Source organism: Arthrobacter glycogeni (genome assembly GCF_054511155.1).
Genome location: NZ_JBTNDE010000008.1, coordinates 30,444 through 53,704 on the forward strand (window position 1 = coordinate 30,444; position 23,261 = coordinate 53,704).

Sequence of the window (23,261 nt, forward strand, 5' to 3'; positions counted from 1 at the left end):
GACTCAGCAGGGCGTACGGCAGAATGGAGTGGTGACCGACACCCTTCCCGCCGCCCAGCCGCTTCTGGCAACGCTGCGCCAGACCGGGGAGGCCCTGAGGGGGCTGTCCTTCCCCCTTGCCGTCCACGGGTCCGACGACGCACAGCTCACCGCGGCGGCCGTGGCAGCCCAGCTGGAGGACTACGTCGTTCCCCGGCTCCTCAGCCTCGATGCACCGCTGCTCGCCGTCGTCGGCGGATCCACCGGTGCCGGAAAGTCGACCCTGGTCAATGCCGTGGTGGGGCACCCTGTCACCCGTTCGGGCGCCATCCGCCCCACCACACGGCAACCGGTGCTGTTACACCACCCGGCCGATGGCCACTGGTTTGCCGACCAACGCATCCTCCCCACCCTGAGCCGGGTTCATGCTGTCGACGCCGGCAGCGCTGAACAAGTCGCGGGGCAGCCTGCCGGCGCCGGTACTCCCGGCGCCGCAGCTCCGGGCGCCGGTACTCCGGGCGCGGGCACCCTCCTGCTGCGACCCGACGCCATGATCCCGCGGGGTCTGGCACTGCTGGACGCCCCTGACCTCGACTCCATTGCCGACGAGAACCGGCGGCTCTCCGGGCAGCTCCTCGCCGCCGCCGACCTCTGGGTCTTCGTCACCACCGCCAACCGCTACGCCGACGCAGTGCCGTGGACGTTGCTGGCCGACGCCGCAGCGCGGGACATCCTGCTCGCAGTGGTCCTGGATCGGGTTCCCGCAGGGGTCGAGGAGGAGGTGCGCAGTGACCTGCACACACTGCTCGCCGCCGCCGACCTGGGCCATGCACCGATCTTCATCGTTCCGGAGCTTCCTCTGGATTCCCAGGGCATGCTCCCGGCCGATGCGGCAGACCCGATCCGCCGGTGGCTGCAGGCTCTGGCCGTCGACGCGTCGGGACGCCAGGAAATTGCCCGCCGGACCCTCTACGGCGCTGTCAGAGCGGTCGCGGGCCGGGTTCACGCCGCAGCCGATGCCCAGGATAACCAGCACGCCGAGTACCTGCGCCTGCAGGTCGCGGCGACCCGCGCCTACGACGACGCCCTGAAGGGAATCCACGAATCCACTCAGGACGGAACGCTACTCCGCGGGGAGGTGCTGGCCCGGTGGCAGGACTTTGTCGGCACCGGCGAGTTCATGAGGGGACTCGAATCGAGGGTCGGCAGGGCGAGGGATGTAATTGGCTCGTTCTTCACCGGCCGGCCGACGCGGGCCATCACCGTTGAAACCGCCATCGAAACCGGGCTCCACGCAGTCATGGTTGAACAGGCGGCGCAGGCGGCAGAGAAAACCGAGCATGCCTGGCGGGACGGCGACGCAGGCCGGGACCTGCTCGCCGGACTACCCCCACGGGGTGACTTCTCGGCTGAGGCTGCACGGGAAATCCGGGCCTGGCAGAAAGACCTGCTGGACCTGGTCAGCGCCGAGGGCGCCAACAAACGGTTCACCGCGAGGATGCTCTCCTTCGGTGTGAACGGCGTCGCGGTCGCCCTCATGGTCGTGGTGTTCGCCTCCACCGCCGGGCTGACCGGACTGGAGATCGGCGTCGCCGGAGGATCGGCCGTCGTCGGGCAGAAGCTGCTGGAAGCGGTCTTTGGCGACGATGCGGTACGCCGCCTCGCCAAGACGGCGCGGGAGAATTTGCGGCACCGGTGCGAGTCGTTGCTCAGCGCGGAACAGCAGCGTTACCAGGCGCTCCTGGAGCCGGCAGCCCGGCAGCTCCCGGCCGAGGCGCTTCGCTCCTACGCCCGGAAGCTCCAGTCACACGGATCAGCCGACCCCGTCGAGCGTGTCGTGAACGACGACGTGCATGACGACGAGAACGCCGACGAGAACGACGACGACAGGCATGACCAATGAGCCGGCATAAGGGTAGGCAGGCCGAATCGGCGGTGCAGAGCCAGCTCGAAGCCCTGGACACGGCCCGCGAGCTGGCCACCGGGCGCCTGCCCGAGGGAGACCTGCAAGCTGCCTACGACGTACTCGATCGGGCCAGCACGCGCCGGTCGCTGTCAGACGCCCATACGGTTGTCGGGATCTTCGGTCCCACTGGCAGCGGCAAGTCCTCGCTGCTCAACGCGCTGACCGGGACCGACGTCGCACGGGTCGCCGCACGCCGCCCCACTACCTCCGAACCGCTCGCCGTCCTCTGGCAGAGCGACGGCAGCGGACCGCTGCTCGACTGGCTGCAGGTGGCCCAGCGCCACGAGCTCCCCGATGACTCCCGGCTGGCGTTCGGCGGACGGTCATCGGCCGACGACGGCGGCGGGCTGATCCTGCTGGATCTCCCTGACTTTGACTCCACCGCTACTAGCCACCGCGAGGTCGTGGAGCGCCTGGCCGGGCAGGTCGACGTCCTGCTCTGGGTAGTCGATCCGCAGAAGTACGCCGATGCAGCACTCCACCACGGGTTCCTCCGGGGGATGTCCGCCCACGGGGCGGTTACAGTGGTGGCGCTCAACCAGACCGACCGCCTGGTCGGGGACGAAGTGGACCAGGTGACGGCCTCACTGCGGGGCATCCTCGCCGCCGAGGGACTCGGTTCCGTGGGGGTCCACCCGGTCTCCGCGGTGACCGGCGCCGGGCTGGACAAGCTGGTGAGGGAAATCGGGCTGACAGTGAAACGCCGGCAAGCCGCGACCGCGCGCCTTACCGCTGATGTCACGGCAACTGCCACCCGGCTGGCCGGTCAGGCAGGACCCACCGACGCCACGCTGCCGTCCAAGGCCGCACGGTCGCGGCTGGTGGATCGGCTGGCTGGGGCGGTCGGCACCGAAACGGTGGTCGATGCGGTAGTCGGGTCCTATCGCCGGGATGCCCACGCCGTCACGGGCTGGCCCGTGACCCGCTGGCTCGGAAAGCTCCGCCCGGATCCGCTGCGCCGCCTGAACCTGCGCCGCTCCGAGGTGGACGCTGCAGTCAGCCGAACCTCGCTTCCGACGCCGGGCCCCGCTCAGCGTGCCGCCATGGATGGTGCGTTGCGCGACTACGCCGACACTGCTACCGAGACGGTGACCGGACCCTGGCGGGATCAGATCCGTTCCGCCGCCCAGGGGTCAGCCGAATCGCTGGCTGACGGGCTGGATCAGGCCATCGCGCAGACCGACCTGCGCTGGGGGAGGCGCTCATGGTGGTGGCCCGTAATTGGAGTGCTGCAATGGGCGCTCTTCGCCGCTGCAGTCGCAGGGCTGGCCTGGCTCGGTGTGTTGGCAGCGCTGGGTTTCCTCCAGCTCCCAGCGCCGGAGACCCCGCTGCTCGAAGGTTTTCCCCTGCCCACGTTGCTGGCCATTGGGGGAGCGGTACTCGGTGTCGCACTGGCGGTGCTGTCGTCGGTCGCCGCGCGATTCTCGGCAGCGTCGCGTGGGCGCCGGGCACGACGCCAGCTTCACACCGCGGTGACTGAAGTTGCCGTGCGGGACGTGGTCACCCCGGTGGCGGCCGAGATCACCAGGTACAACGGATTCCGGAAGGCTGTGGCGGCGGCACGCGGCAGCGGCTAGCGGATAGGGGAGGAAAACGGGCATCGGTGGGCAACCTTTCCCTCGCGGATGTCTGGGTTGACCCGGCCTGTTGGAGTTGCTCACCGAAATGGCCCTCCCGACGGCGAACTAACCGGCTGCCGGCATGTCAGGGCGGCGCGTCGTGGTCCAGACCCTCGATCAGCTGCCGAGCGCCGCAAGGACCTTGTGCAAGGTGCGCAGGTTCCGGGTGGTGGTCGAGTTCTTGAACCGCGGCTTGGCCGTCAGCTTGCTCAGCGGGGACTCGAGGGTCCCGCCGCGTGGGGCCAGCCAGGCGGCTGCCTCCGGTCCGAGCACAGTCAGGCCCGGTTCCAGATCCGCCGCGGCGTGAACCAGATCGGCGAGCGCGTCCGGGGCCGAGAACAGTGTGAGGTAGCTGTGGGTGTCAGGATCGTCGGCGGGAAACGGACAGGAATCCACCAGCTCGCGGAGACGGCCTGCCTCAAGGACCACCACCCACGCGTCATAGCCAAAGGTTGACCGCAGCAGTGCCTCAACCGAACTCTTGAGCTCCGGCGCCGACAGATCGGTGGAGCAGGTGAGGTTGCCGGATGTTAGCAGGGTCTTCACATTGCCGACCTCGAGCGTCTGAACAGCTGCACGCAGCTCAGCCATCTTGAGGGTGATCCCGCCAACGTTGACCCCGCGCAGGAAGACAGCAAAGTTGGTCATGGCGCACCGGGATTCATAGCCACACCCTACTCGTGCGCCGCCAGGAAGGAGCCAGGTGCCGGCGGTCAGTCGGCGGATTTCCCCACGGCGTGGGTCAGTTGCACGGCGGCGTTGAGCACCACCTCGGCGTGTATGCGTCCCGGCTGCCGGGTGAGCCGCTCCATCGGTCCGGAGATTGACACGGCGGCAATCACCCGCCCCGATGGGCCCCTCACCGGAGCGGACACCGAGGCGACCCCTGCCTCCCGTTCGCCGAGGCTCTGAGCCCAGCCCCGTCGTCGCACCCCGGCCAGTACGGTTGGAGTGAACCGGGCGTCCTGCAGCCCTTTGAGGAGGCGGTCGTGGTCCTCCCAGGCGAGCAGGCACTGGGCAGCGGAGCCAGCCTTCATGGACAGCTGGGTGCCCACCGGAATGGTGTCGCGCAGACCGATCGGGCGCTCGGCCGAGGCCACACAAACCCGCCACTCGCCTTGCCTGCGGAAGAGCTGGGCACTTTCACCCGTCGCGTCGCGCAGGTGCAGCAGCACCGGCGACGCCGAGGCGATCAACCGGTCCTCGCCGGCGGCTGCCGCCAGCTCAACGAGCCGGCTGCCCAGCACGAAACGCCCCTGGATGTCGCGGCTGACCAGTCGGTGGTGCACCAGGGCCTGGGCCAGCCGGTGCACGGTGGGCCGCGCCAGTCCGGTGGCCGCAACCAGCTGCGCCAGTGTGGTGGGACCGGCCTCCAGCGCGTCGAGCACGGTCGCCGCTTTGTCGATCACACCTACACCGCTAGAATTGTCCATAGGATGATATTGCCGTCTCAGCATTTGAGATGCAACTGTTTGGGATGTACGACGTCAGTGGAACAGCACCGAAGGGAACCGGTCATGGGCAACACGCTCGCAGAAAAAGTCTGGGACGCGCACGTTGTGCGCAAAGGCGAGGTGCAGGGTGCCGAATCCCAGCCGGATCTGCTCTACATCGACCTCCACCTGGTCCATGAGGTCACCTCGCCGCAGGCCTTCGAGGGACTGCGGCTCGCCGGTCGCCCGCTGCGTCGTCCCGATCTGACAATTGCCACCGAGGATCACAACACCCCCACCTGGGACATCGACAAGCCGATCGCTGACCTCACCAGCCGCACCCAGATCGAAACCCTGCGCGCCAACTGCAAGGAATTCGGCGTCCGGCTGCACTCGTTGGGCGACGCCGAGCAGGGCATCGTTCACATCATCGGCCCGCAGCTTGGCCTCACCCAGCCCGGCCTGACGGTCGTCTGCGGCGACTCGCATACGTCAACCCATGGCGCGTTCGGCGCGCTTGCGATGGGCATCGGGACCTCCGAGGTGGAGCACGTCATGGCTACCCAGACCCTGTCGCTCAAGCCCTTCAAGACCATGGCCATCACTGTGGAGGGCACCCTGAAGCCCGGGGTGACCTCCAAGGACATCATCCTGGCCGTGATCGCCAAGATCGGCACGGGCGGTGGCCAGGGCTACGTGCTCGAATACCGCGGATCGGCCATTCGGGCACTATCGATGGAAGCCCGCATGACCATCTGCAACATGTCCATCGAGGCGGGTGCGCGTGCTGGCATGGTGGCGCCGGATGACGTCACCTTTGAGTATCTGAAGGACAAGCCCCACGCACCCCAGGGCGAGGACTGGGACGCCGCCGTAGAGAATTGGACGACGCTGCGCACCGACGACGACGCCGCGTTCGACGCCGAGGTCTTCCTTGACGCCAACGAGCTGGAGCCGTTTGTCACCTGGGGCACCAACCCCGGGCAGGGCGTCTCCCTATCCCAGGTCGTGCCGTCCCCGGACGATTTCGCCGACGAAAACGATAAGGCCGCCTGCGAGCGTGCGCTCGAGTACATGGCACTGGATGCCGGAACGCCCATGAAAGACATCCGCGTGGATACGGTCTTCCTCGGCTCGTGCACCAACAGCCGGATCGAGGATCTACGGATCGCCGCCGATATCATTCGCGGCCGGGTCAAGGATCCGGCCATCCGCATGATGGTGGTTCCCGGTTCGGCTCGCGTGCGGCTCGAGGCCGAGGCCGAAGGGTTGGACCAGGTCTTCAAGGACTTCGGCGCCGAGTGGCGCTTCGCGGGCTGTTCCATGTGCCTGGGCATGAACCCGGACCAGCTGGCGCCGGGGGAGCGCTGCGCGTCGACGTCAAACCGCAACTTTGAGGGCCGGCAGGGCAAGGGCGGGCGTACCCACCTGGTGTCCCCGGTGGTCGCCGCCGCGACCGCCGTGCGCGGGACGCTCAGTTCGCCGTCGGACCTCGATCCCCTGCCGCCCACCACAAGCCGGCACGACGATACCGGCCAGCACGACGACGTCGTCGTCCCCTCCGCTTCGAACGCCGCTTAGGAGAGTCCCATGGAGAAGATCATCACGCACACCGGTATCGGAGTGCCCCTGCGCCAAAGCAACATCGACACCGACCAGATCATCCCGGCGGTGTATCTAAAGCGCATCACCCGGACCGGGTTCGAGGATGCCCTGTTCGCCGAATGGCGGAAGGATCCGAACTTCATCCTGAACCAGTCGCCGTTCGATGGTGGCTCCGTCTTGGTGGCGGGCCCCGACTTCGGCACCGGTTCGTCACGCGAACACGCAGTCTGGGCGCTGAAGGACTACGGGTTCAAAGCCGTGTTGGCGTCCCGGTTTGCCGATATTTTCCGCGGCAACTCGGGCAAGCAGGGGCTGGTCGCGGCGCAGGTGGCACAGGACGACATCGAACTGATCTGGAAGGTCCTCGAGAATCATCCGGGCACCGAGGTGACTGTTGATTTGCAGGAGCGCACAGTGGTGTGCGGCAGCGTCACGGCACCGTTCCAGATCGACGATTACACCCGGTGGCGGTTACTGGAGGGTCTCGACGACATCGGGCTCACACTCACCCACGAGGAAGCCATCACCGAGTACGAGAGTTCCCGGCCGGAGTGGAAGCCCAAGACACTCCCGGTTCGGTCCTGAGCATTGCCTTCGGTGAGAGCAGGCTCACCGAAGGCGCACCGATCGGGTGGATCCATCGCTCGGATTTGCAGAAACCGGTGCGGACTCCTACCGCCTCGCCAATACCCTTGTTTCAGTACTTCGGAAGGGTTGTGCTGGTTAGCGGTTCTTGGAGGAAGCCCTCTGGACAATCAGCGTCGCTACTCGGTCCTTGAGGACAACTTCCGCCACGGAGATGAATTCAAAGCTAACCGCTTTGCAGACCACCTCCTCGTCATCGATCAGCAGCGTCGAGTCGCAGAGTTTGATGTCGCCCGTCCGTCGTTCAAAATCCTCAAGCACTGACCTGAACCCGGCCCAAGCCCTCCTGCCGGAACGAGCTTTTGTGAGAACGCTGTTACCAGGTGGTGGTAACGCGACGTCTGGTTGTAGAATTTCGATCGAGTGACCAGGCCGTCATGGTACGTCCGGACGGAGATGCGGATTCTGAGGTCGCCGCGTCGTGTGTCCAGATAGGAAACCTCCGCGACGTCCGTCGGATCCTCACTCGTACCCTCCCAATTGACTCGATGCAAGATGAACTGGTCGGCCGAGGACAGGCTGAGCAACGGGCTACCGAACTGTTCGAATCTCGCCCTGTAGTCGGCCATATAGTCGTCCTCCACCATCATCAGACCCCCTTCACGCTCAGTATCCGTGCCAGGTATCTCGGATTCAACGAAGCAAACGAAGCTAGCCGAGGTGGTGACCCTACCAGTCGAGGCGTACCAGGCTCTCCGGGTGACTCGGACGTACCTGACTTCACCTGCGCCCCCCGCGGCCATCGAGTCCAGATCGTTGCAATGCAATGGCTGACCGCGCACTTATCAGGGTTGGCGAAGTGGTCAGCGGTCCAGCGAATCACGAAGTGGGGCCGAGATGGGCCGTTGGGCGGGGAATGAATACGCGCAACCGGGGGTTTTCGACAGTACCCCCGGGGAGCCTATTTCAGTCTGGTTGGACATGCTCCTATGCTTAGCGGGAGGCAATTGCTGCTTTGGGGGCAATCTCTGTTGTGTGCAAATCGAAGGAATTAGGTGTTCATGGGAAGCGTGCTGACCATTCGTGGTGGAGTCCCTCTGACCGGTAAGGTCTCCGTTCGTGGAGCCAAAAACTTGGTGCCCAAAGCGATGGTCGCCACCCTGCTGGGCAACGCCCCCTCGGTCCTCCGGAACGTCCCCGAAATCAAGGACGTGGAGGTGGTGACCAGCCTCCTGAAGCTCCATGGCGTTGAGGTCACCAAGGATCCGGTCACTGGTGACCTGAGCATGGACCCCAAGGGCGCCAAAATGGCTCAGTCGAAGGACATCGACGCCCACGCCGGCGACTCCCGCATCCCCATCCTGTTCTGCGGCCCTCTGATGCACAGCATCGGCGAAGCCTTCATCCCGGACCTTGGCGGCTGCAAGATCGGCGATCGTCCGATCGACTATCACCTGCAGGTGCTGCGTAACTTCGGTGCGGTGGTGGACAAGCGCCCCGGTGGAATCTCGATCTCGGCGCCAAAGGGCCTGCACGGCGCGAAGCTTGAACTGCCGTACCCCAGCGTCGGCGCAACGGAGCAGGTGCTTCTCACAGCCACCCGGGCAGAGGGAATTACTGAGCTCAAGGGCGCCGCCGTCGAGCCCGAGATCATGGATCTGATTGCCGTCCTCCAGAAAATGGGTGCGATCATCACGGTGCAGACGGACCGCACCATCCGCATCGAGGGCGTTGAGGAACTGAACGGCTTCAACCACAAGGCCATCTCCGATCGCAACGAGACGGCGTCCTGGGCATCGGCGGCGCTGGTCACAAAGGGCGATATCTACGTTGAGGGCGCGCGTCAGCTGGATCTGACCGCCTTCCTGAATACCTACCGCAAAATTGGCGGCGCGTTCGACGTCGACGACGACGGCATCCGGTTCTACCACCCGGGCGGCAAGCTGTCCCCCCTGGTCCTCGAAACCGATGTGCACCCCGGCTTCATGACCGACTGGCAGCAACCTCTCGTCGTCGCTCTGACGCAGGCTGAGGGCGTCTCAATCGTTCACGAAACCGTCTACGAGAACCGCTTCGGGTTCACCGACGCGTTGATTCGGATGGGCGCCAACATCCAGGTGCACCGTGAATGCCTGGGCAGCGTCCCGTGCCGGTTCGGGCAGCGGAATTTCCTCCACTCGGCAGTCATTTCCGGCCCGGCGCAGTTGCACGGGGCGGACATTGACATCCCCGACCTGCGCGGTGGTTTCAGCCATCTCATCGCGGCCCTCGCGGCGAAGGGCACCTCACGGGTGACCGGCATTGAGCTGATCAACCGCGGTTACGAGCGGTTCCAGGACAAGCTCGAAGGCCTCGGCGCCGACTTCGATATCAGCTCCGATCTCGCTGCGGCATCAGTGGAGGGCGGCCGCTAGGCACGGCGGCACTCTTCTATGAATGAATCCCGGAGATCCCGCGCCACGTTTGCCGTGCTGTCAGTCACCGTCCGTCCGATCATGAACGCGCTGATGGCCAAAAAGTATTCGGGAGCGGAGAAACTGCCGCGGGACACCGGTTTCATCGTGTGCCCCAACCACATCACCGAAATTGATCCGGTGGTGATCGGCCACTTTCTGTTCAACCAGAAGGTGACGCCGCACTTCCTGGCCAAAGCATCCTTGTTCACGGTGCCCGTCATGGGGTGGATCCTTCGCGCTACCGGCCAGGTGCCGGTGGATCGGACCACCGCCGGCGCCAACCGGTCACTGGAAGCGGCGCGTGAGGCGATCAATGCTGGCGGCGGCATCGTGGTGTACCCGGAGGGAACGCTCACCCGGGATCCCGATATGTGGCCCATGAAGGGGCGCACCGGCGCCGCGCGGCTGGCCCTCCAGACCGGCGCGCCGGTGGTGCCGATTGCACACTGGGGAGCCCACGAAGTCTTCCCCCGCTACGCCAAACGGTTCTACCTCTTCCCCCGAAAAACCTCGCGGGTCCTGGTCGGCGACCCGGTCGACCTATCGGACCTCGTCGGCCAGCCCATCACCAAGACCGTGCTGGACGCCGGAACAGAGAGGATTCTTGATGCGTTGACGGCCCTGGTCGCCGAGCTGCGTCAGGAGGCACCGCCCACCGAACGATGGAACCCTGCTGATAAGGACCAGAAGAGCACCGGCAGGGATTTCGAGAGCAAGCCCGAGGAGAATCCGTGACGCGTCCGCCGCCGGCAGTGGCCGCCGTCCTCGGCTCCGGTAGCTGGGGGACGACGTTCGCGAAGATCCTGGCCGACGCCGGGGCAGCCCACGGCACGCAGGTGCGGTTGTGGGCCCGGCGTGAAGATGTGGCGGACGAGATCAATACCTCACGCCGTAACAGCAGGTACCTCGCCGACACGGTGCTGCCCGGGAACATCTTGTGCTCCACCGATATTGCCGAGGTGCTCGACGGCGCCGAGCTGGTCGCCGTCGCCGTCCCCGCACAGTCGCTGCGTCCCCAGCTTCAGGGGTGGAAGCCTCTGCTGCGCGACGACGCCGTCGTGGTTTCGCTGATGAAGGGCCTCGAAATCGGATCGGACGCCCGGATGAGCCAGGTCATTGCCGCGGAACTGGACCTGCCAGCCGGCCGGATCGCGGTCGTCTCCGGGCCCAACCTGGCCCTGGAGATCGCTCGCCAGGAACCCACCGCCTCCGTGGTGGCGTGCCCCGATGAGGAAGTCGCAGCGTGGATCGCTGCTGCCTGCACCGCGAGGTACTTCCGCCCGTACACCAACCCTGATGTGGTGGGGGTGGAGATCGGCGGGATCGTCAAGAACGTGATCGCCCTCGCCGTCGGGATCTGTGAAGGAAAGCAGATGGGCGATAACACCAAGGCATCGGTCATCACCCGCGGACTGGCCGAGACCACCCGCCTTGCCGTCGCGCTCGGCGGCGAAGCGGAGACCATGGCTGGGCTGGCGGGGATGGGCGACCTGATTGCTACCTGTTCTTCCGCCCTGTCCCGCAACCATACGGCGGGCCGGCTGCTGGGCCAAGGGCTGACCCTCGCCGAGGTCACCGGGACCATGAACCAGACCGCCGAGGGGATCAAATCGGCGCAGGCTGTCCTGGATCTTGCCGGCCAGCTGGGCGTGGATATGCCCATCACCGAGAACGTGGTGGCGGTGCTCCAGGGCACCGTCTCCGTCCATGACCTGGGGCCGCGTCTGCTGGCCCGCGATCTGAAATCCGAAGGCTGACTGTGACTGCTGTTTTTCCTCATTCCACCGGTCTCGATTCGACGCTTCCCGACTCGACCGGTCCTGATTCGACGCTTCCCGATTCGACCGGTCCTGATTCGACGCTTCCCGATTCGACGCGGCGGCCGCGGGTGCTGGTGCTCTTCGGCGGACGATCCAGCGAGCATGCTGTCAGTTGCATCACTGCCGCAGGGGTGCTGGAAGCGATCGATCGGGAGAAGTACGAGGTGATTCCGGTGGGGATCGCCAAGAACGGCCAGTGGGTCGAGGTCTCCGGTGACCCCTCCCAGTGGTCCCTACGGTCGGCAACCCTGCCCGAGGTCACCGCGTCTGACGAGTCGCTGGTGCTGGCCGCTGCGGCGTCCGGAGCCGATTTCGCTGCCACCGAGCTGATGGTCACCGCGGCAGCCCAGATGCCGCGCAGCCTGGGTGGGGTCGACGTCGTCGTGCCCCTCCTGCACGGCCCGTTCGGCGAGGATGGCACCCTGCAGGGCCTGCTGGAAATGGCTGACATCAGGTATGTGGGTGCCGGGGTGTTGGCCTCAGCTGTGGGGATGGACAAGCACTACATGAAGGTGGTCTTCGCCGCCGCTGGTCTCACGGTGGGGCCGTACGAGGTCATCACCGACCGGCAATGGGCCACCGACCCTGACAGGTGCCTCGAACGGGCCGCCGCCCTCGGGTTTCCGTCCTTCGTCAAGCCCGCCCGAGCCGGGTCCTCGATGGGGATCACCCGGGTCTCATCGGCGTCAGACCTTGCCGCCGCCGTCGAGACCGCGCGGGAGTTCGATCCCAAGGTGCTGGTCGAGGCCGGCATCATCGGTCGGGAGATTGAGGTGGCGGTGCTGCAGGGTCGCGGCACCAACGAACCCCGTACCTCCCTGCCCGGCGAGATCGCTGTCCAGCCGGGGGAGCACGACTGGTACGATTTCGAGGCCAAATACGTCGACGGCGCCGCTGCAGAACTGAGCTGTCCCGCTGATCTGCCCCCCGCCGCCAGCGAAAAGGTCCGTACCCTGGCCGCCGCCGCGTTCGACGCAGTGGGCGCCGAGGGCCTGTCCCGGGTCGACTTCTTCTACACTCCAGCCGGGGACCTCATCATCAACGAGATCAACACCATGCCAGGCTTCACGCCGATCAGCATGTACCCGCAGATGTGGGCCAAGTCGGGCCTCACCTACACGGAGCTGATCGATGAGCTGATCTCTCTGGCCCTGAGCCGCAAAACCGGCCTCCGCTAGCCCTCTTATGGGGTAGCCCGATCCGGTTGCGGGTGATGCAGCACGACGACGGCGCCCGCCCCGTTTGGCCGGTCAGGCGTGGACGACGACGTCGTTCCGGTGAGCAGTCTGGACCGGCGGGGTCAACCTCGACGAGTGGGGCGGAAATGTCGGCCACCGATGTCCAGTTTGCCCACCGATCGGGGCAAAGCCGGAGCCGGAGCCGGAGCCGGAGCCGGAACCGGAGCCGGACCCGGGCGATACAGCTAGGCGGTGACCAGCACAGCCCCGGCGAGCGTGATCCCGCCAAGGAAGACAGTGGAGATGCCGCCGAGGACCAGGTTTTTCCCACCGGTGCGGGCCAGATGGGGGATGTCGATCCCTGTGCCGAGGCCAAACATCGCGGCGGCGAGTAGCAGCGTCGCGGCGAGTGAGGCAAACCCGAGCACAGGTTCGGGTACGACGCCGGTAGAGCGGAGCAGGACCAGTGCCAGGAATCCCACCACGAAGAGCGGCACAATCGGGGCCGCCCGCCCGGGCACGGTCGGCCGGGTACCCTCGGCGCGGCGGATACCGATCGAGACGAACGCGGCCACCGGCGCCAACAGCACCACACGGCCGAGTTTCACCACGGTCGCCACAGCAAGCGCTACAGCCCCGGCGGTGCTGGCCGTCGCCACCACCTGGGCCACCTCGTGCACGGCGAGACCGGACCAGATGCCGAACGTTTCGGGGGAGAGCCCCAGCAGATTACCCATCAGCGGCAACCCCAGAATCACCGCCGACCCGTACAGAGTGACCATCGCGATGGCGCTGGCCACCTCGTCGTCGTCGGCGTTGACAATGCTCTGCATCCCGGCGATCGCCGATGCCCCGCAGATCGAAAACCCGGCAGCCATCAGCGTGGAGGCGGCCCGGCTGAGCCCGAGCCGTTCGCCAATGTACCGGGTGAAGAGGAAGCTAATGAAGACCGAGGCGATGATTAACGCGAGCACCGGGACGCCAAGGCCCAGAATCTCGGGAAGGGACAGTTGCAGACCCAGGACGACGACGCCGAGCCGTAGGAATCTTTTGGTCGCCCGCTGGATACCGGGCCGGATCCGGGGGTGGAACATCCCCGTGTTGCGCACCAGCAGCCCTAGGGCCAGGGCCACGACGAGAGCGCCGATGAACCCCTGCAGGCTGGCGACAAAAAGGGAAAGAGCCACAGCGGCAGCCATGACCAGCACTCCCGGGAGCAGGCTAAGAAACGCGGCCGAGCGCTGTGTAGTCACTGGGTTTCTTTCAGGGCGCTCGGGTGGGAAGTGCCAAAGAGGAGGTGCTGCCCGTCCCAACAGCGAAAAGCCGGGACGGGCAGCCACTGCCTACAGGAGGTTGTACTCTTCGAGGAAGGCTGTCGCGACAGTCTCGCTGGACTCCTTGTCCACCTGAACCCGTGCAAGGTACTCGGTGAGGTTCTCGGTGGTCAGCGCCGCGGAGACCCCGTTGAGCGACTCTGTCACCGCGTCGGTGACCTTCGCTTCGCGCACGATCGGCACAATGTTCTCCGACAGGAACAGGTTCTGGGTGTCCTCGAGGACCACCAGCGACTCGGTTTCGATCGTCGAATCGGTGCTGAAGATGTTGGCGACATCCGCTTCGCCGCTCAGCAGGGCTTCGCGGGTCAGCGGACCACCGGCGTCGAGGGGCTTGAATTCACCGAAGGTGATGCCGTACACCTCTTCAAGACCGACGAGACCCTGGAAACGCTCGGAGAATTCAGGGCCAGCGGCGAGCGTGAGATCCCCGGCGATGTCCGTCAAGTCATCCATAGTCGCCAGGCCGAATTCCTCGGCCGTTTCGGGCAGGACGGCAAGCGTGTCCTTGTCCTCAGCCTCTGACTGCTCGAGCGCGACAATTCCCTCAGGGAGGACCTCAACCATCGCGTCATACACTTCGTCGGGACCGGTGACACCCTCAGGCGCGCCACCCTCAACGAGCGAGGAATACAGCGCACCGTTGTATTCGGGCAGCAGGTCAATCGAGCCGTCTTCAAGCGCGGCCAGGTAGAGGTCGCGTGCACCGATGTTGAAGCTACGTTCAACCTCAATGCCTTCAGCTTCGAGAACCTGGGCATACATCTCGGCGAGCAGTTCGCTCTCCGGGAAGTTGGCCGAACCAATCGCAATGGTCTCGGCGTCAACTGACTCTCCGCCCGCGTCGGGCTCCAGCGGATCGCCGCCACAGCTGGAAAGGGCGAGGGCCGCCACTCCGAGGAGAGCAACACTGCTCAGCAGTTTGGGTGAGCGTTTCTTTATCATGGGTCGTGCCTTTCGGTCTGGTGTTTACAGCTTATCGGGCATTAGGACGTCGGAACATCCGCGCTGACGGGCGTGGTGCGCCGCGCGGGCTTGTTCGATGTGCGGGTCAGCGCCCTACCCGACACGCCAGGTGACACCACCAGCCGCTGAAGGGCCGCGGCGCCAAGGTCAAGAATGATCGCCAGGAGTGCGACGACGACGGCGCCCGCCACCACGCGGTCGTACTGGTTCAGCGCGATGCCGTCAACCAGCAGGCGGCCCAGCCCGCCCAGACCTACATAGGCGCAGACGGTTGCGGTGGAGACCACCTGGAGGGTGGCGCTGCGCAGCCCGCTCATGATGAGGGGTAGCGCCATGGGGATTTCCACTCTGAACATGATCTGCAGCGGCCTCATCCCCATGCCCTTTGCGGCATCCACTGAGGCGGGGTCGAGGGCGCGCAGGCCGGCATAGGTGGAGGTGAGGATGGGCGGGATGGCGAGGATCACCAGCGCGGTAATCACTGGCACCAGTCCGAAGCCGATGAGGGTCACCAGCAGGATAATCAGGCCGAGAGTCGGAAGTGACCGACCGGCGTTGCCGGCGTTGATGGCAACGAACGCGAATTTTCCTGTGTGGCCGATGTAGAGCCCGACGGGGATTGCAATCAGCGCACCGATGAGCAGCGTCAGGAATGTATAGAACAGGTGTTCAGTGATCAACGAGGGAATGGTGCCGCTCCGGCCCAGCTCCCAGTTCTCAGGATCAAGGAGAAACTCGAAATAGTCCATCAGGCCCTGCCTCCCACTCGTGTCCACGGAGTCAGGCGCCGCTGGATCACCACAATAATGATGTCGCAGACCGCCGCCAGTAGCACTGACAGGATGATCCCCACGTAGATAGGTGCCAGGTAGTCGAGCTGCAGACCGCGTAGGAACAGCGCACCGAGCCCGCCGACACCGATCAGCGCGCCGACGCTGACGATGCTGACGTTGGCGACCGTTGCCACCCGCAGTCCGGCAAGCATCACCGGCAGGGCAATCGGAAGTTCAACGCTGAGCAAGCGTTTGACCCGCCGGTAACCCATCGCGGTGGCTGCCTGGGTGACAGCCGGGTCCACCGAGTTCAGGCCATCGGCGACCACGCGGACCAGGAGCGCCACCGTATAGATGGTCAGGGCGATGATGATGTTCAGGGGCGATAGGACGGGGGTCCCGAGGACTGCCGGGATGAGCAGGAACAGAGCCAGGGAGGGGATCGCGTAGAGAATTCCGCTCAGATTGACCAGCGGATAGTAGAGCTTGTTGTAGCGAACCGCAAGATAGCCCAGTGGCAGCGAAATAATGATGCCGAGGATTACAGGGATCAGCGCCAGATACAGATGTTCCCGAAACGCGATCCAGATTAGCTCGGAGTTGCCGGTGATGTAGTCGATCATGCGGTGGTCCCCGCACGCTGTCGGCGCCGTTCGTCCAGTTGCCGCACCAGGCTCGGATGCCTGATGACGCCGTCGGCCACGCCTGAGGTATTGACCCTGATGGCGATGCCCACTGGGGAGCTGATCGCCAGGTCGGTCACCACCCGCAGGGAGTCGGTAGCGGTGAACGTGCCAGCCACGGGAAGGGGCGAGCGCTCATCGGCCAGGCCAGGACCGGACCAGCCAAGCGGACGCCCGGCGCCGTCGAGCACCAGCATCTCGCTTCCCGAGGTCACCGACTCCACCGGATCCAGGACCAGCATCTCGGAGGAGTCGAAGGACAGGCTGCGGAATCCACGGTCCCGGCCCACAAAGTCGGCAACGAAGTCGTTGGCGGGGTTCTCGAGAAGTTCCTGCGGGGAGGCGTACTGGGCAAGATGCCCGCCTTCCCTAAACACAGCCACCATGTCGCCGAGCTTGATGGCCTCATCAATGTCATGCGTCACGAACGCAATAGTTTTCCCCAGCTCGCCCTGGAGGCGAAGAAACTCGGTCTGCAGGCCGGCGCGGACAATGGGGTCGACGGCGCTGAATGGTTCGTCCATCAGCATCACGGGGGGATCGGCGGCGAGCGCCCGGGCCACCCCGACGCGTTGCGCCTGTCCACCGGAGAGCTGGACCGGGTACTTGTTGGCCATGCTCTCGGTGAGTCCCACCCGGAGCAGCAGCTCCATCGCCGAGTCCCGCGACTTTTTCTTGTCGCTGCCAACCAGATTGGGCACCGTCATGACGTTTTCTATCACCGTGCGATGGGGGAACAGTCCCGCGTGCTGGATGACATAGCCAATGGATCGGCGGAGCAGTGCTGCGTCCTGCGACGTGACGTCCTGCCCATCAATGAGGATCCGGCCGCCGGTGGGCTCGATCATCCGGTTGATCATGCGGAGCGAGGTGGTCTTGCCGCAACCCGACGGACCCACGAACACGGTGATCTTTCCGGTGGGCAACTCGAGGTTCAGATTCTCGACGGCGAGGGTGCCATCCGGAAAAGTCTTGCTTACCTTGTCGAACGTAATCACGGTGGCTCTCCAGGTCCCTTGGCACCAGCCCCAGAAACAGGCAGTGAATAAGTTGATTCATAGTTCCAGCGAATGAATAGACAGTTGACCCGATATGTGAGATGACTTACCTATCGACATGTAAAGGACAACGGTTCACCCATGACTTCCGAGGACAACATCAACCGGGTGGTGCTGGATGGCGCCTCGCTGACACTTGACGATCTTATTACTATTTCAACGGGTACTTCCCGGGTGGAGGTTCCCGACGGCGTTTTCCTCGCCTTGGAGGGGGCACATACCCAACTCGTGCGGGCCCGGGAATCGGGTCGGGTGTATGGGGCCAACACCGGAGTCGGAGCTAATCGGGCCATGAATGTTGACCCGGGCGGTTCGCCGGACGAGCGGCGGGCGGCCCACGCCCGGCGCCTGTTGCTGAGCCATTGCGCGGGGGCGGGCCGGGTCGATGAGGAGACAACCGTCCGCGCCACCATGGCGGTGCGGCTCAACCAGTTCCTCGCTGGCGGTTCGGGAATCAGCGTGGGGGTGGTGGAGGGTCTGCTGGAGGCCCTCCACAACGGATCGGTAGCCACCATTCACAGCCTCGGCGGGCTGGGGACCGGCGACCTGGCAGCCATGGCCGAGCTCGCCCTGACCCTGAGTGGCGATCGCCCATGGCTCATCGGGGGAATCGCCCCGGTGCGCTTCGAGGACACCGATTCGCTGCCCTTCATGAGCTCCAGCGCCCTGACCCTGGCCACCGCCACCCAGGGAGCCGTCGCAATGGAAAACCTGATGAAGAGCGCAATGGTGGTGGCGTCCCTGACCATGCTGGCGCTGGAGGGTTCACCCGAACCGTATGCGGAGGCAGTTCATCGGGCGAGGGTTCACCCGCACCAGGCCTCCGTCGCGGCGGAGATGCGACGGCTGACCGGACCGGACACACCGGTGGCTCCGGCCCGGTTGCAGGATCCCTTTGCGCTCAGGGCCTTGCCGCAGGTGCACGCACCGGCGCTTGACGCGCTGCAGCGGCTGAGGTCCATCATCGAAACCGAGTTCAACGGGGCTGCTGAGAACCCGTTGATGACCCAGGAAGGGCTCTTCCACCACGGGCAATTCCACCTGGCCATGCTCTCCGCGGCCTTGGACGCGACGAGAAATGCCGTCTATCCGGTGATCTCGCTCTCGGCGGCGAGGCTGTCCCACCTTTTCCGCCCCGAGCTGAGCGGCCTGCCGTCCTTCCTGGCGGCCGGTCCGGCGGGAAGTTCGGGCCTGATGATTGCCGAGTATGTGGCCCAGGACGTGCTGTCGATCCTGCGCACCTACGCGGCACCCGCCAACGGGCCCGGCATCAGTGTGTCCCTCGGCCTCGAGGAACACGCCGGTTTTGCCACTCAGGGTGCCCGGCTGCTGCGGCACCTGGCTGCAGAGGCGCCGGTCGTCGTCGCACTCGAAGCAGTGGCAGCGGTGAGGGCGTTGCGGATGGCTCCCCAGCGGCTCGGGACCGCCCCGGCGAGGGCGGCGTTCGACTACCTCGCGGCGGGGCTGGACCCGGACCAGAACGACCGGCCGCTGGGCGAGGACCTGGAGCGGGCACTAGGGTTGCTCCCGGGCCTCGCGCGGTTCTGAAGACCCTTCCTACAGAGCAGTTCGAGGCCAGGTCCAGAAGGACTTATCGACCCAGTTCGTCGGTGACCGACTGGAGTTGCTTGTACTGCTCGATGACGCTTTCGTCGTCCATAGGCCGCAGTTCGTCGGCGTAGCTCACCGACATGCGCCGGATCACCCCGTTGCGCCCAATCGCGTACTGTCCCATCCGCCACAGCGGCGGCGAGTACGCGTGGATAGTGACCGACCCGTCCACCGAACCGCCCATGCGGTGCACGTGGTCGGGTCCGAAGGAGAACGAGCGGCCAGCCTCGACCACCCGACGCACCGGTTCGCCGTTCATCCGCGGGTTGGCTTCGGAGACCGCGCCGTGGGTAACGACGACGGCGCCGGAGGAGATGTCGTGATCATGCCAGCCCGTGTCGTCCTGGGTATTCCAGCACAGCAGCCAGACGTCGATATTGGAGTCCCGGTACACGGAGGCGTAGTGGCGCTTGCCCCCCTCGTGGTTGATGTGGTGTTCCCACAGTTCGGGGTGCGCCGCGAGGCCGGTGACCCAGTCCTGCAGCTCTTTCTGGCTCAGGGTGCGCCCGGGCAGGGCAGGAACATCTGACTCGGTGAGGGCTGCGCCCCTGAACGGTGTGGTGGTCATCGTGGAGTTCCTTTCAGGAGATGTTGAGGGTTGGCGGAGAACAATGCATGGGTGAAAGCGTGCCCGAGGCCCGGATCGCGCGGCTCGGCATACGGCCGGTCGGAGCCGTGGATGATCGGGTCGACGCCGACCACCCGGATGGTCGCGTCAATCGCCCGGGTGTCGTAGGAGGACGTTTCGTAATAGACCAGCGGGTCGACGGCGCCGAAGGTACCGCCGCGTGCCGCGAGCCGCTCGTGGTGCAGCGGTGCGAGTCCGGCCAGAGCCACGAACGCCACGCGCAACCGGGGGTGCTGGGCCCGGCCCACTGCGTGCCAGGCCAGCCAGGACGCGTGGAGCTGGGCCACGTAGGGCACCAGGGCGGGCCACCACGACGGCGTCCCGGCGGTCACTGGGGCGGGCCCCGGATGGATCAGCAACGGTTTGTCGGATGCCTGCACCACGTCGAGGACCGGTTGCATCCGACGGATCGCGTCGGGGTCACCCAGTGCTGTGGCGGGCAGTTGCAGGCCCACCACCCGCTCGTGCTTGAGGATGCGTCTCAGCCCGTCGAGATCAAAGCTGCTCACCGGCGTCGCCGCCCAGACCAGGAAGGGGTCGCCGAGCTCGATCGCCGAGCGGTGCCAGATCTCGATCAGCTCGCGCGCCTCCCCGGACGGCAGATGTTCGATGCCGAGGGGACTGGAGAGGGACAGTAGCACCTGGTCCTTGCCCTCGCAGGTCTCGCGGGTGCGGCGGATCTCGGGGTCGTGGGCCAGGGGGTCGACGGCGTAGGGTGCTTCGCCGTCGATCAGCAGCTCCCAGCCATCGAGGCGGGGGTTCCGGGTGCGGGTGCGGAGGGCTTCGATCAACGCGGCTGGCCACAGGTGCTGGTGGCAATCCGTGCGCATGATGCCCTTTCGCTGGTATTGATCGGCTGGAGAATTGATGTCGAGCAAACTTCGGTGTGAACCGGTTCACTCCACTAATTGAACCGGTTCACACGTCCCCTTGTCAACTTCCCCACCCCATCCGGCAAACCCGCCAGACCCCTCCCGCCGAGCCCTGAGTCAAGGCGAGTCAAAGGGGCCCACAAGTCGCCGCATCTAGCTTCTCGGCGAGGCAGCCCGCGTCCCACGTATGCTGGTCTGATGACCGGGGCCCAGCGAAAAACACTCCAGGACATCGCAGACGCTGCAGGGTTGTCGAAGGCGGCGACCTCGTATGCCCTGCGGGGGCTGAGGGGGTCGGAAGTTACCCAGGCCAGGGTCCGGGCCCTGGCCGAGGAGCTGGGATATTCAGTTGATCCGATCGCCCGGGCGCTCGCCAGTGGGCGCAGCGGCAACGTAGCTATCGTCGGATCGCTTCGCGACCTGTGGCGCCAGGGCTTGGCGGTGATGCTCTCCGAGGCGCTCCGGGTGCAGGAACTCTCATCGATCATTGCCGACGTCGACGGCTCGCCCCAGCGCGAAGAGGAAGTCCTCCACTCCCTTGCTGCGCAGCGGGTCGACGGAGTCATCGTGCTCCCCGTGGATCCGTCGGCCGGCTACTGGGCGGAGGTGCCGGCCCAGACCCGGATTGTGTCAATCGGGGATGCGCTCACGGCCCGCCCCGAATCGGAAAGCGTCCTCTTCGATAACGAGTATGGCGTCGGCACGGCCCTCCAGCACCTGGCCGACCTGGGACACCGAACAGTCGGGTTGTTGGCACCAACCATGCCCACGACGCCGGGCCGGCCCGCTGAACTGCTGGCCCGGAGCCTTGGAGAATCAATGGGGGTGAAAGTCACCGTGTCGTCGTCGCCGTCGTCAGTCCACGGTGCTGCCCACGCCGCGGCCCGGCTACTCGAAGGAAAAGACCGGCCCACGGCACTGTTCTGTCTGGGCGACTCGATCGCCTTCGGTGCCTACCGCGCGGCCCGGGGCCTCGGGCTCACGATCCCCGGGGACCTGTCGATCCTCGGGTTCGACGACAGCGAGTTGGCCTCACTGGTCAGCCCGGAGTTGACCACCTTCGGCTGGGACGAGCAGGCGATCGTTGACGCCGCGGTCAGCGCCCTCACGTCCCCGGAAGGCACCGGAACCGCCAGCGGCCAGGTGATGTTCCGCCCGGTGTTCATTGCGCGGGCGTCGACAGCTCGTCCGTCAACACCCAACGCCCCCAACCACTCGCCAGCAGGCCGTTGAGCACAGTGATGTCCTTGCCGTAGGCGCGGTCATCGGTACCTTCGGGCAGGAGGGCCGAGGCATCGTCCACCAGGGTTTCGAGGCGCGGATCAATGCGCTCCAGCGGGCGATCCGCCAACCGCACGCCCTGGATGACCGTCAGGAGTTCACACGCCAGCACGTCGCGCAGCCCAGTTGCGGAGTGGCAGCACGCCTCGGCCGCTTCAGCGGAGAAGCTTTGCACGTCCTCCTGGCCGAAGGAGGTCTCAATCGCCCCGACGCTTGAGGGCCGGGCGACCGCCACCAGTTCGTGGATGACGCCGACCGCGCGTTTGTGGACGGCCACCATCCCGGCGTGCAGGCCGGGTTGGCCGGACAGCTGCCGGGGGAGCCCGGTGAATTTCTCATCCAGGAGGCGGTGCACGCGGGCGGCCGACGTTTCGGCCACGTGGGTCATGGAGAGCCGCATTCCGTCCAGGGTCGCGGCAAGGTCAAACCCGTCGAAGCCGGCGGTCCCGATGAACCGCCCGTCCAGGTAGGCCGGTGAATCTGTCACACCATTCAGTGCGCGTTCGACGGCGTCGTCCACCGACGCGATGGACCGCAGCAGCTGGGCGACAGCCGTTCCCAGCACCCTGAACGAGAGGGGTGACTGAAGGGTGCGCGGCCGCGGATCGGGTCCGGACAACCGGCGGATGGCCCCCAGTACAATGCCCAGCCCGACGTCGGCCCGCGCCAGAGCGGGATCAAACGGATCGCGGCTGGCTCCCACAAGGGAGACCTCCGCAGCGGTGAGGGCGACGGCCTGAGCGGCGAGCAGGCGGGCATCGGCGGCACGGAGAATGGCGAGCGCCGTGGTGACGGGGATCCCCTCGATCAGAGCGACCCCTTCCTTGGTCCCAAAGGAGTAGGGATCCATGTCTGCCGCCCTGAGCACCGCTGCAGCGTCGACGGCCGACCCGTCTGCAAGGAACTCGCCGGATCCCGTCAATGCCCCACCCAGATGGGCGAGCGGGATGATCTCCCCGGCAGCACCAATCCGGGTGCGGGGAATGGCCGGCAACATGTCGGCGCTGAGCAGTTCAGCCAACCTGACGCACAAGTTCTCCGATACCCCGGCGTCGCCGGAGAGGAACGTCCGCAACCGCACAGCAAGAACGGCCCGGGTTTCCGGTTCGGTAAGCCAGGGCGCTGATCCCACGGCGCGGCCCAGCATGAGGTTGTTCTGGTGCCTGGACTGCGCCGCATCGTCGAGACGAACCTCGCTGGCGGCACCCATCCCGGTGTTGACCCCGTAGACAGGATCGCCGTCGGTCAACAGGTTGAGAACCTCCCGGCGTCGGGCGGCGATGCGGTCCAACAGGGGCTGCTCAATCCGAAGGGGCCGGCCACCGGCGATATCCAGGATGGCGGCGGCGTCGAGCTGTTCAGCCTGCGAGATCCGCAGGACCGGGAGGTGAAGGGCGGGGCTAATGGTGTGCAC

The 23,261-nt window shown here is 65.9% G+C and carries 21 protein-coding genes; 10 read left to right on the forward strand and 11 right to left on the reverse strand.

Annotated elements, in window-relative coordinates:
* The first annotated feature begins 31 nt into the window (after positions 1–31).
* Positions 32–1,882 (forward strand): dynamin family protein, encoded by a 1,851-nt coding sequence (locus ACX80O_RS07145; protein ID WP_459332999.1) that lies wholly within the window; start codon positions 32–34, stop codon positions 1,880–1,882.
* On the forward strand, positions 1,879–3,522 hold the full coding sequence (locus ACX80O_RS07150; RefSeq protein ID WP_459333000.1) for a GTPase: 1,644 nt from the start codon (positions 1,879–1,881) through the stop codon (positions 3,520–3,522). The genes ACX80O_RS07145 and ACX80O_RS07150 overlap by 4 nt, the downstream gene beginning before the upstream one ends.
* Positions 3,523–3,681: 159 nt before the next feature.
* Here ACX80O_RS07150 and ACX80O_RS07155 read toward each other — a convergent pair whose 3' ends face one another.
* Entirely contained in the window at positions 3,682–4,212 is a 531-nt protein-coding gene (locus ACX80O_RS07155; RefSeq protein WP_459333001.1) for a DUF1697 domain-containing protein, read from the reverse strand.
* Positions 4,213–4,277: 65 nt separating this feature from the next.
* Positions 4,278–4,997: an IclR family transcriptional regulator gene (locus tag ACX80O_RS07160; protein WP_459306825.1), complete on the reverse strand. Its 720-nt coding sequence runs from the start codon at positions 4,995–4,997 to the stop codon at positions 4,278–4,280.
* Between the two features lie 84 nt (positions 4,998–5,081).
* On the opposite strand from ACX80O_RS07160, the gene leuC reads away from it, so the two are divergent.
* Both leuC and leuD read left to right on the forward strand, forming a co-directional pair.
* The gene (leuC, locus tag ACX80O_RS07165; protein ID WP_459333002.1) at positions 5,082–6,578 is read left to right on the forward strand and encodes a 3-isopropylmalate dehydratase large subunit; all 1,497 of its coding nucleotides are present in this window, start codon (positions 5,082–5,084) and stop codon (positions 6,576–6,578) included.
* Between the two features lie 9 nt (positions 6,579–6,587).
* Entirely contained in the window at positions 6,588–7,187 is a 600-nt protein-coding gene (leuD, locus tag ACX80O_RS07170; RefSeq protein WP_459333003.1) for a 3-isopropylmalate dehydratase small subunit, read from the forward strand.
* 138 nt (positions 7,188–7,325) lie between these two features.
* Here leuD and ACX80O_RS07175 read toward each other — a convergent pair whose 3' ends face one another.
* Positions 7,326–7,508: a hypothetical protein gene (locus tag ACX80O_RS07175; RefSeq protein ID WP_459333004.1), complete on the reverse strand. Its 183-nt coding sequence runs from the start codon at positions 7,506–7,508 to the stop codon at positions 7,326–7,328.
* A gap of 740 nt (positions 7,509–8,248) precedes the next feature.
* Here ACX80O_RS07175 and murA point away from each other — a divergent pair.
* The 4 genes from murA (at position 8,249) to ACX80O_RS07195 (ending at position 12,641) form a co-directional block, all read left to right on the forward strand.
* Positions 8,249–9,601: a UDP-N-acetylglucosamine 1-carboxyvinyltransferase gene (gene murA, locus ACX80O_RS07180; RefSeq protein ID WP_459333005.1), complete on the forward strand. Its 1,353-nt coding sequence runs from the start codon at positions 8,249–8,251 to the stop codon at positions 9,599–9,601.
* An 18-nt stretch (positions 9,602–9,619) separates the two neighbouring features.
* A complete protein-coding gene (locus ACX80O_RS07185) occupies positions 9,620–10,378 on the forward strand; it encodes a lysophospholipid acyltransferase family protein (protein ID WP_459306817.1) in 759 nt (252 codons plus the stop codon).
* Entirely contained in the window at positions 10,375–11,400 is a 1,026-nt protein-coding gene (locus tag ACX80O_RS07190; RefSeq protein ID WP_459306815.1) for an NAD(P)H-dependent glycerol-3-phosphate dehydrogenase, read from the forward strand. Before ACX80O_RS07185 ends, ACX80O_RS07190 begins: the two co-directional genes overlap by 4 nt.
* Positions 11,401–11,531: 131 nt before the next feature.
* The gene (locus ACX80O_RS07195) at positions 11,532–12,641 is read left to right on the forward strand and encodes a D-alanine--D-alanine ligase family protein (protein ID WP_459333060.1); all 1,110 of its coding nucleotides are present in this window, start codon (positions 11,532–11,534) and stop codon (positions 12,639–12,641) included.
* A 245-nt stretch (positions 12,642–12,886) separates the two neighbouring features.
* On the opposite strand, the gene ACX80O_RS07200 is transcribed toward ACX80O_RS07195, so the two are convergent.
* The 5 genes from ACX80O_RS07200 to ACX80O_RS07220 form a co-directional block, all read right to left on the reverse strand.
* A complete protein-coding gene (locus ACX80O_RS07200) occupies positions 12,887–13,894 on the reverse strand; it encodes a YeiH family protein (RefSeq protein ID WP_459306811.1) in 1,008 nt (335 codons plus the stop codon).
* A 90-nt stretch (positions 13,895–13,984) separates the two neighbouring features.
* Entirely contained in the window at positions 13,985–14,920 is a 936-nt protein-coding gene (locus ACX80O_RS07205; protein WP_459333006.1) for an ABC transporter substrate-binding protein, read from the reverse strand.
* A 41-nt stretch (positions 14,921–14,961) separates the two neighbouring features.
* Positions 14,962–15,690, reverse strand: coding sequence for an ABC transporter permease (locus ACX80O_RS07210; RefSeq protein WP_459333007.1), 729 nt, complete (start codon positions 15,688–15,690; stop codon positions 14,962–14,964).
* A complete protein-coding gene (locus tag ACX80O_RS07215) occupies positions 15,690–16,337 on the reverse strand; it encodes an ABC transporter permease (protein ID WP_459306806.1) in 648 nt (215 codons plus the stop codon). The genes ACX80O_RS07210 and ACX80O_RS07215 overlap by 1 nt, the downstream gene beginning before the upstream one ends.
* A complete protein-coding gene (locus ACX80O_RS07220) occupies positions 16,334–17,395 on the reverse strand; it encodes an ABC transporter ATP-binding protein (protein ID WP_459333008.1) in 1,062 nt (353 codons plus the stop codon). Before ACX80O_RS07220 ends, ACX80O_RS07215 begins: the two co-directional genes overlap by 4 nt.
* A 141-nt stretch (positions 17,396–17,536) precedes the next feature.
* Here ACX80O_RS07220 and ACX80O_RS07225 point away from each other — a divergent pair, with 141 nt between their 5' ends.
* A complete protein-coding gene (locus ACX80O_RS07225; protein WP_459333009.1) occupies positions 17,537–19,003 on the forward strand; it encodes an aromatic amino acid lyase in 1,467 nt (488 codons plus the stop codon).
* Positions 19,004–19,046: 43 nt separating this feature from the next.
* Here ACX80O_RS07225 and ACX80O_RS07230 read toward each other — a convergent pair whose 3' ends face one another.
* Together ACX80O_RS07230 and ACX80O_RS07235 are read right to left on the reverse strand one after the other, a co-directional pair.
* Positions 19,047–19,634: a cysteine dioxygenase gene (locus tag ACX80O_RS07230; protein ID WP_459333010.1), complete on the reverse strand. Its 588-nt coding sequence runs from the start codon at positions 19,632–19,634 to the stop codon at positions 19,047–19,049.
* Positions 19,631–20,524, reverse strand: a complete 894-nt coding sequence (locus ACX80O_RS07235) for an amidohydrolase family protein (protein WP_459333011.1) — start codon at positions 20,522–20,524, stop codon at positions 19,631–19,633. The genes ACX80O_RS07230 and ACX80O_RS07235 overlap by 4 nt, the downstream gene beginning before the upstream one ends.
* A gap of 240 nt (positions 20,525–20,764) precedes the next feature.
* Here ACX80O_RS07235 and ACX80O_RS07240 point away from each other — a divergent pair, with 240 nt between their 5' ends.
* On the forward strand, positions 20,765–21,799 hold the full coding sequence (locus ACX80O_RS07240) for a LacI family DNA-binding transcriptional regulator (protein ID WP_459333012.1): 1,035 nt from the start codon (positions 20,765–20,767) through the stop codon (positions 21,797–21,799).
* On the opposite strand, the gene ACX80O_RS07245 is transcribed toward ACX80O_RS07240, so the two are convergent.
* Positions 21,729–23,261: an aromatic amino acid lyase gene (locus ACX80O_RS07245; RefSeq protein ID WP_459333013.1), complete on the reverse strand. Its 1,533-nt coding sequence runs from the start codon at positions 23,259–23,261 to the stop codon at positions 21,729–21,731. The two genes, ACX80O_RS07240 and ACX80O_RS07245, sit on opposite strands and share 71 nt — an antisense overlap.

Excerpts from the sequence above, each read along its gene's own strand:
- ACX80O_RS07150 (WP_459333000.1), top strand. The coding sequence starts at position 1,879 with ATGAGCCGGCATAAGGGTAGGCAGGCCGAATCGGCGGTGCAGAGCCAG.
- ACX80O_RS07225 (WP_459333009.1), top strand. The coding sequence starts at position 17,537 with ATGACTTCCGAGGACAACATCAACCGGGTGGTGCTGGATGGCGCCTCG.
- leuD (WP_459333003.1), top strand. The coding sequence starts at position 6,588 with ATGGAGAAGATCATCACGCACACCGGTATCGGAGTGCCCCTGCGCCAA.
- ACX80O_RS07210 (WP_459333007.1), bottom strand. The coding sequence starts at position 15,690 with ATGGACTATTTCGAGTTTCTCCTTGATCCTGAGAACTGGGAGCTGGGC.
- murA (WP_459333005.1), top strand. The coding sequence starts at position 8,249 with ATGGGAAGCGTGCTGACCATTCGTGGTGGAGTCCCTCTGACCGGTAAG.
- ACX80O_RS07230 (WP_459333010.1), bottom strand. The coding sequence starts at position 19,634 with ATGACCACCACACCGTTCAGGGGCGCAGCCCTCACCGAGTCAGATGTT.
- ACX80O_RS07160 (WP_459306825.1), bottom strand. The coding sequence starts at position 4,997 with ATGGACAATTCTAGCGGTGTAGGTGTGATCGACAAAGCGGCGACCGTG.
- ACX80O_RS07235 (WP_459333011.1), bottom strand. The coding sequence starts at position 20,524 with ATGCGCACGGATTGCCACCAGCACCTGTGGCCAGCCGCGTTGATCGAA.
- ACX80O_RS07215 (WP_459306806.1), bottom strand. The coding sequence starts at position 16,337 with ATGATCGACTACATCACCGGCAACTCCGAGCTAATCTGGATCGCGTTT.
- leuC (WP_459333002.1), top strand. The coding sequence starts at position 5,082 with ATGGGCAACACGCTCGCAGAAAAAGTCTGGGACGCGCACGTTGTGCGC.
- ACX80O_RS07185 (WP_459306817.1), top strand. The coding sequence starts at position 9,620 with ATGAATGAATCCCGGAGATCCCGCGCCACGTTTGCCGTGCTGTCAGTC.
- ACX80O_RS07155 (WP_459333001.1), bottom strand. The coding sequence starts at position 4,212 with ATGACCAACTTTGCTGTCTTCCTGCGCGGGGTCAACGTTGGCGGGATC.
- ACX80O_RS07240 (WP_459333012.1), top strand. The coding sequence starts at position 20,765 with ATGACCGGGGCCCAGCGAAAAACACTCCAGGACATCGCAGACGCTGCA.
- ACX80O_RS07205 (WP_459333006.1), bottom strand. The coding sequence starts at position 14,920 with ATGATAAAGAAACGCTCACCCAAACTGCTGAGCAGTGTTGCTCTCCTC.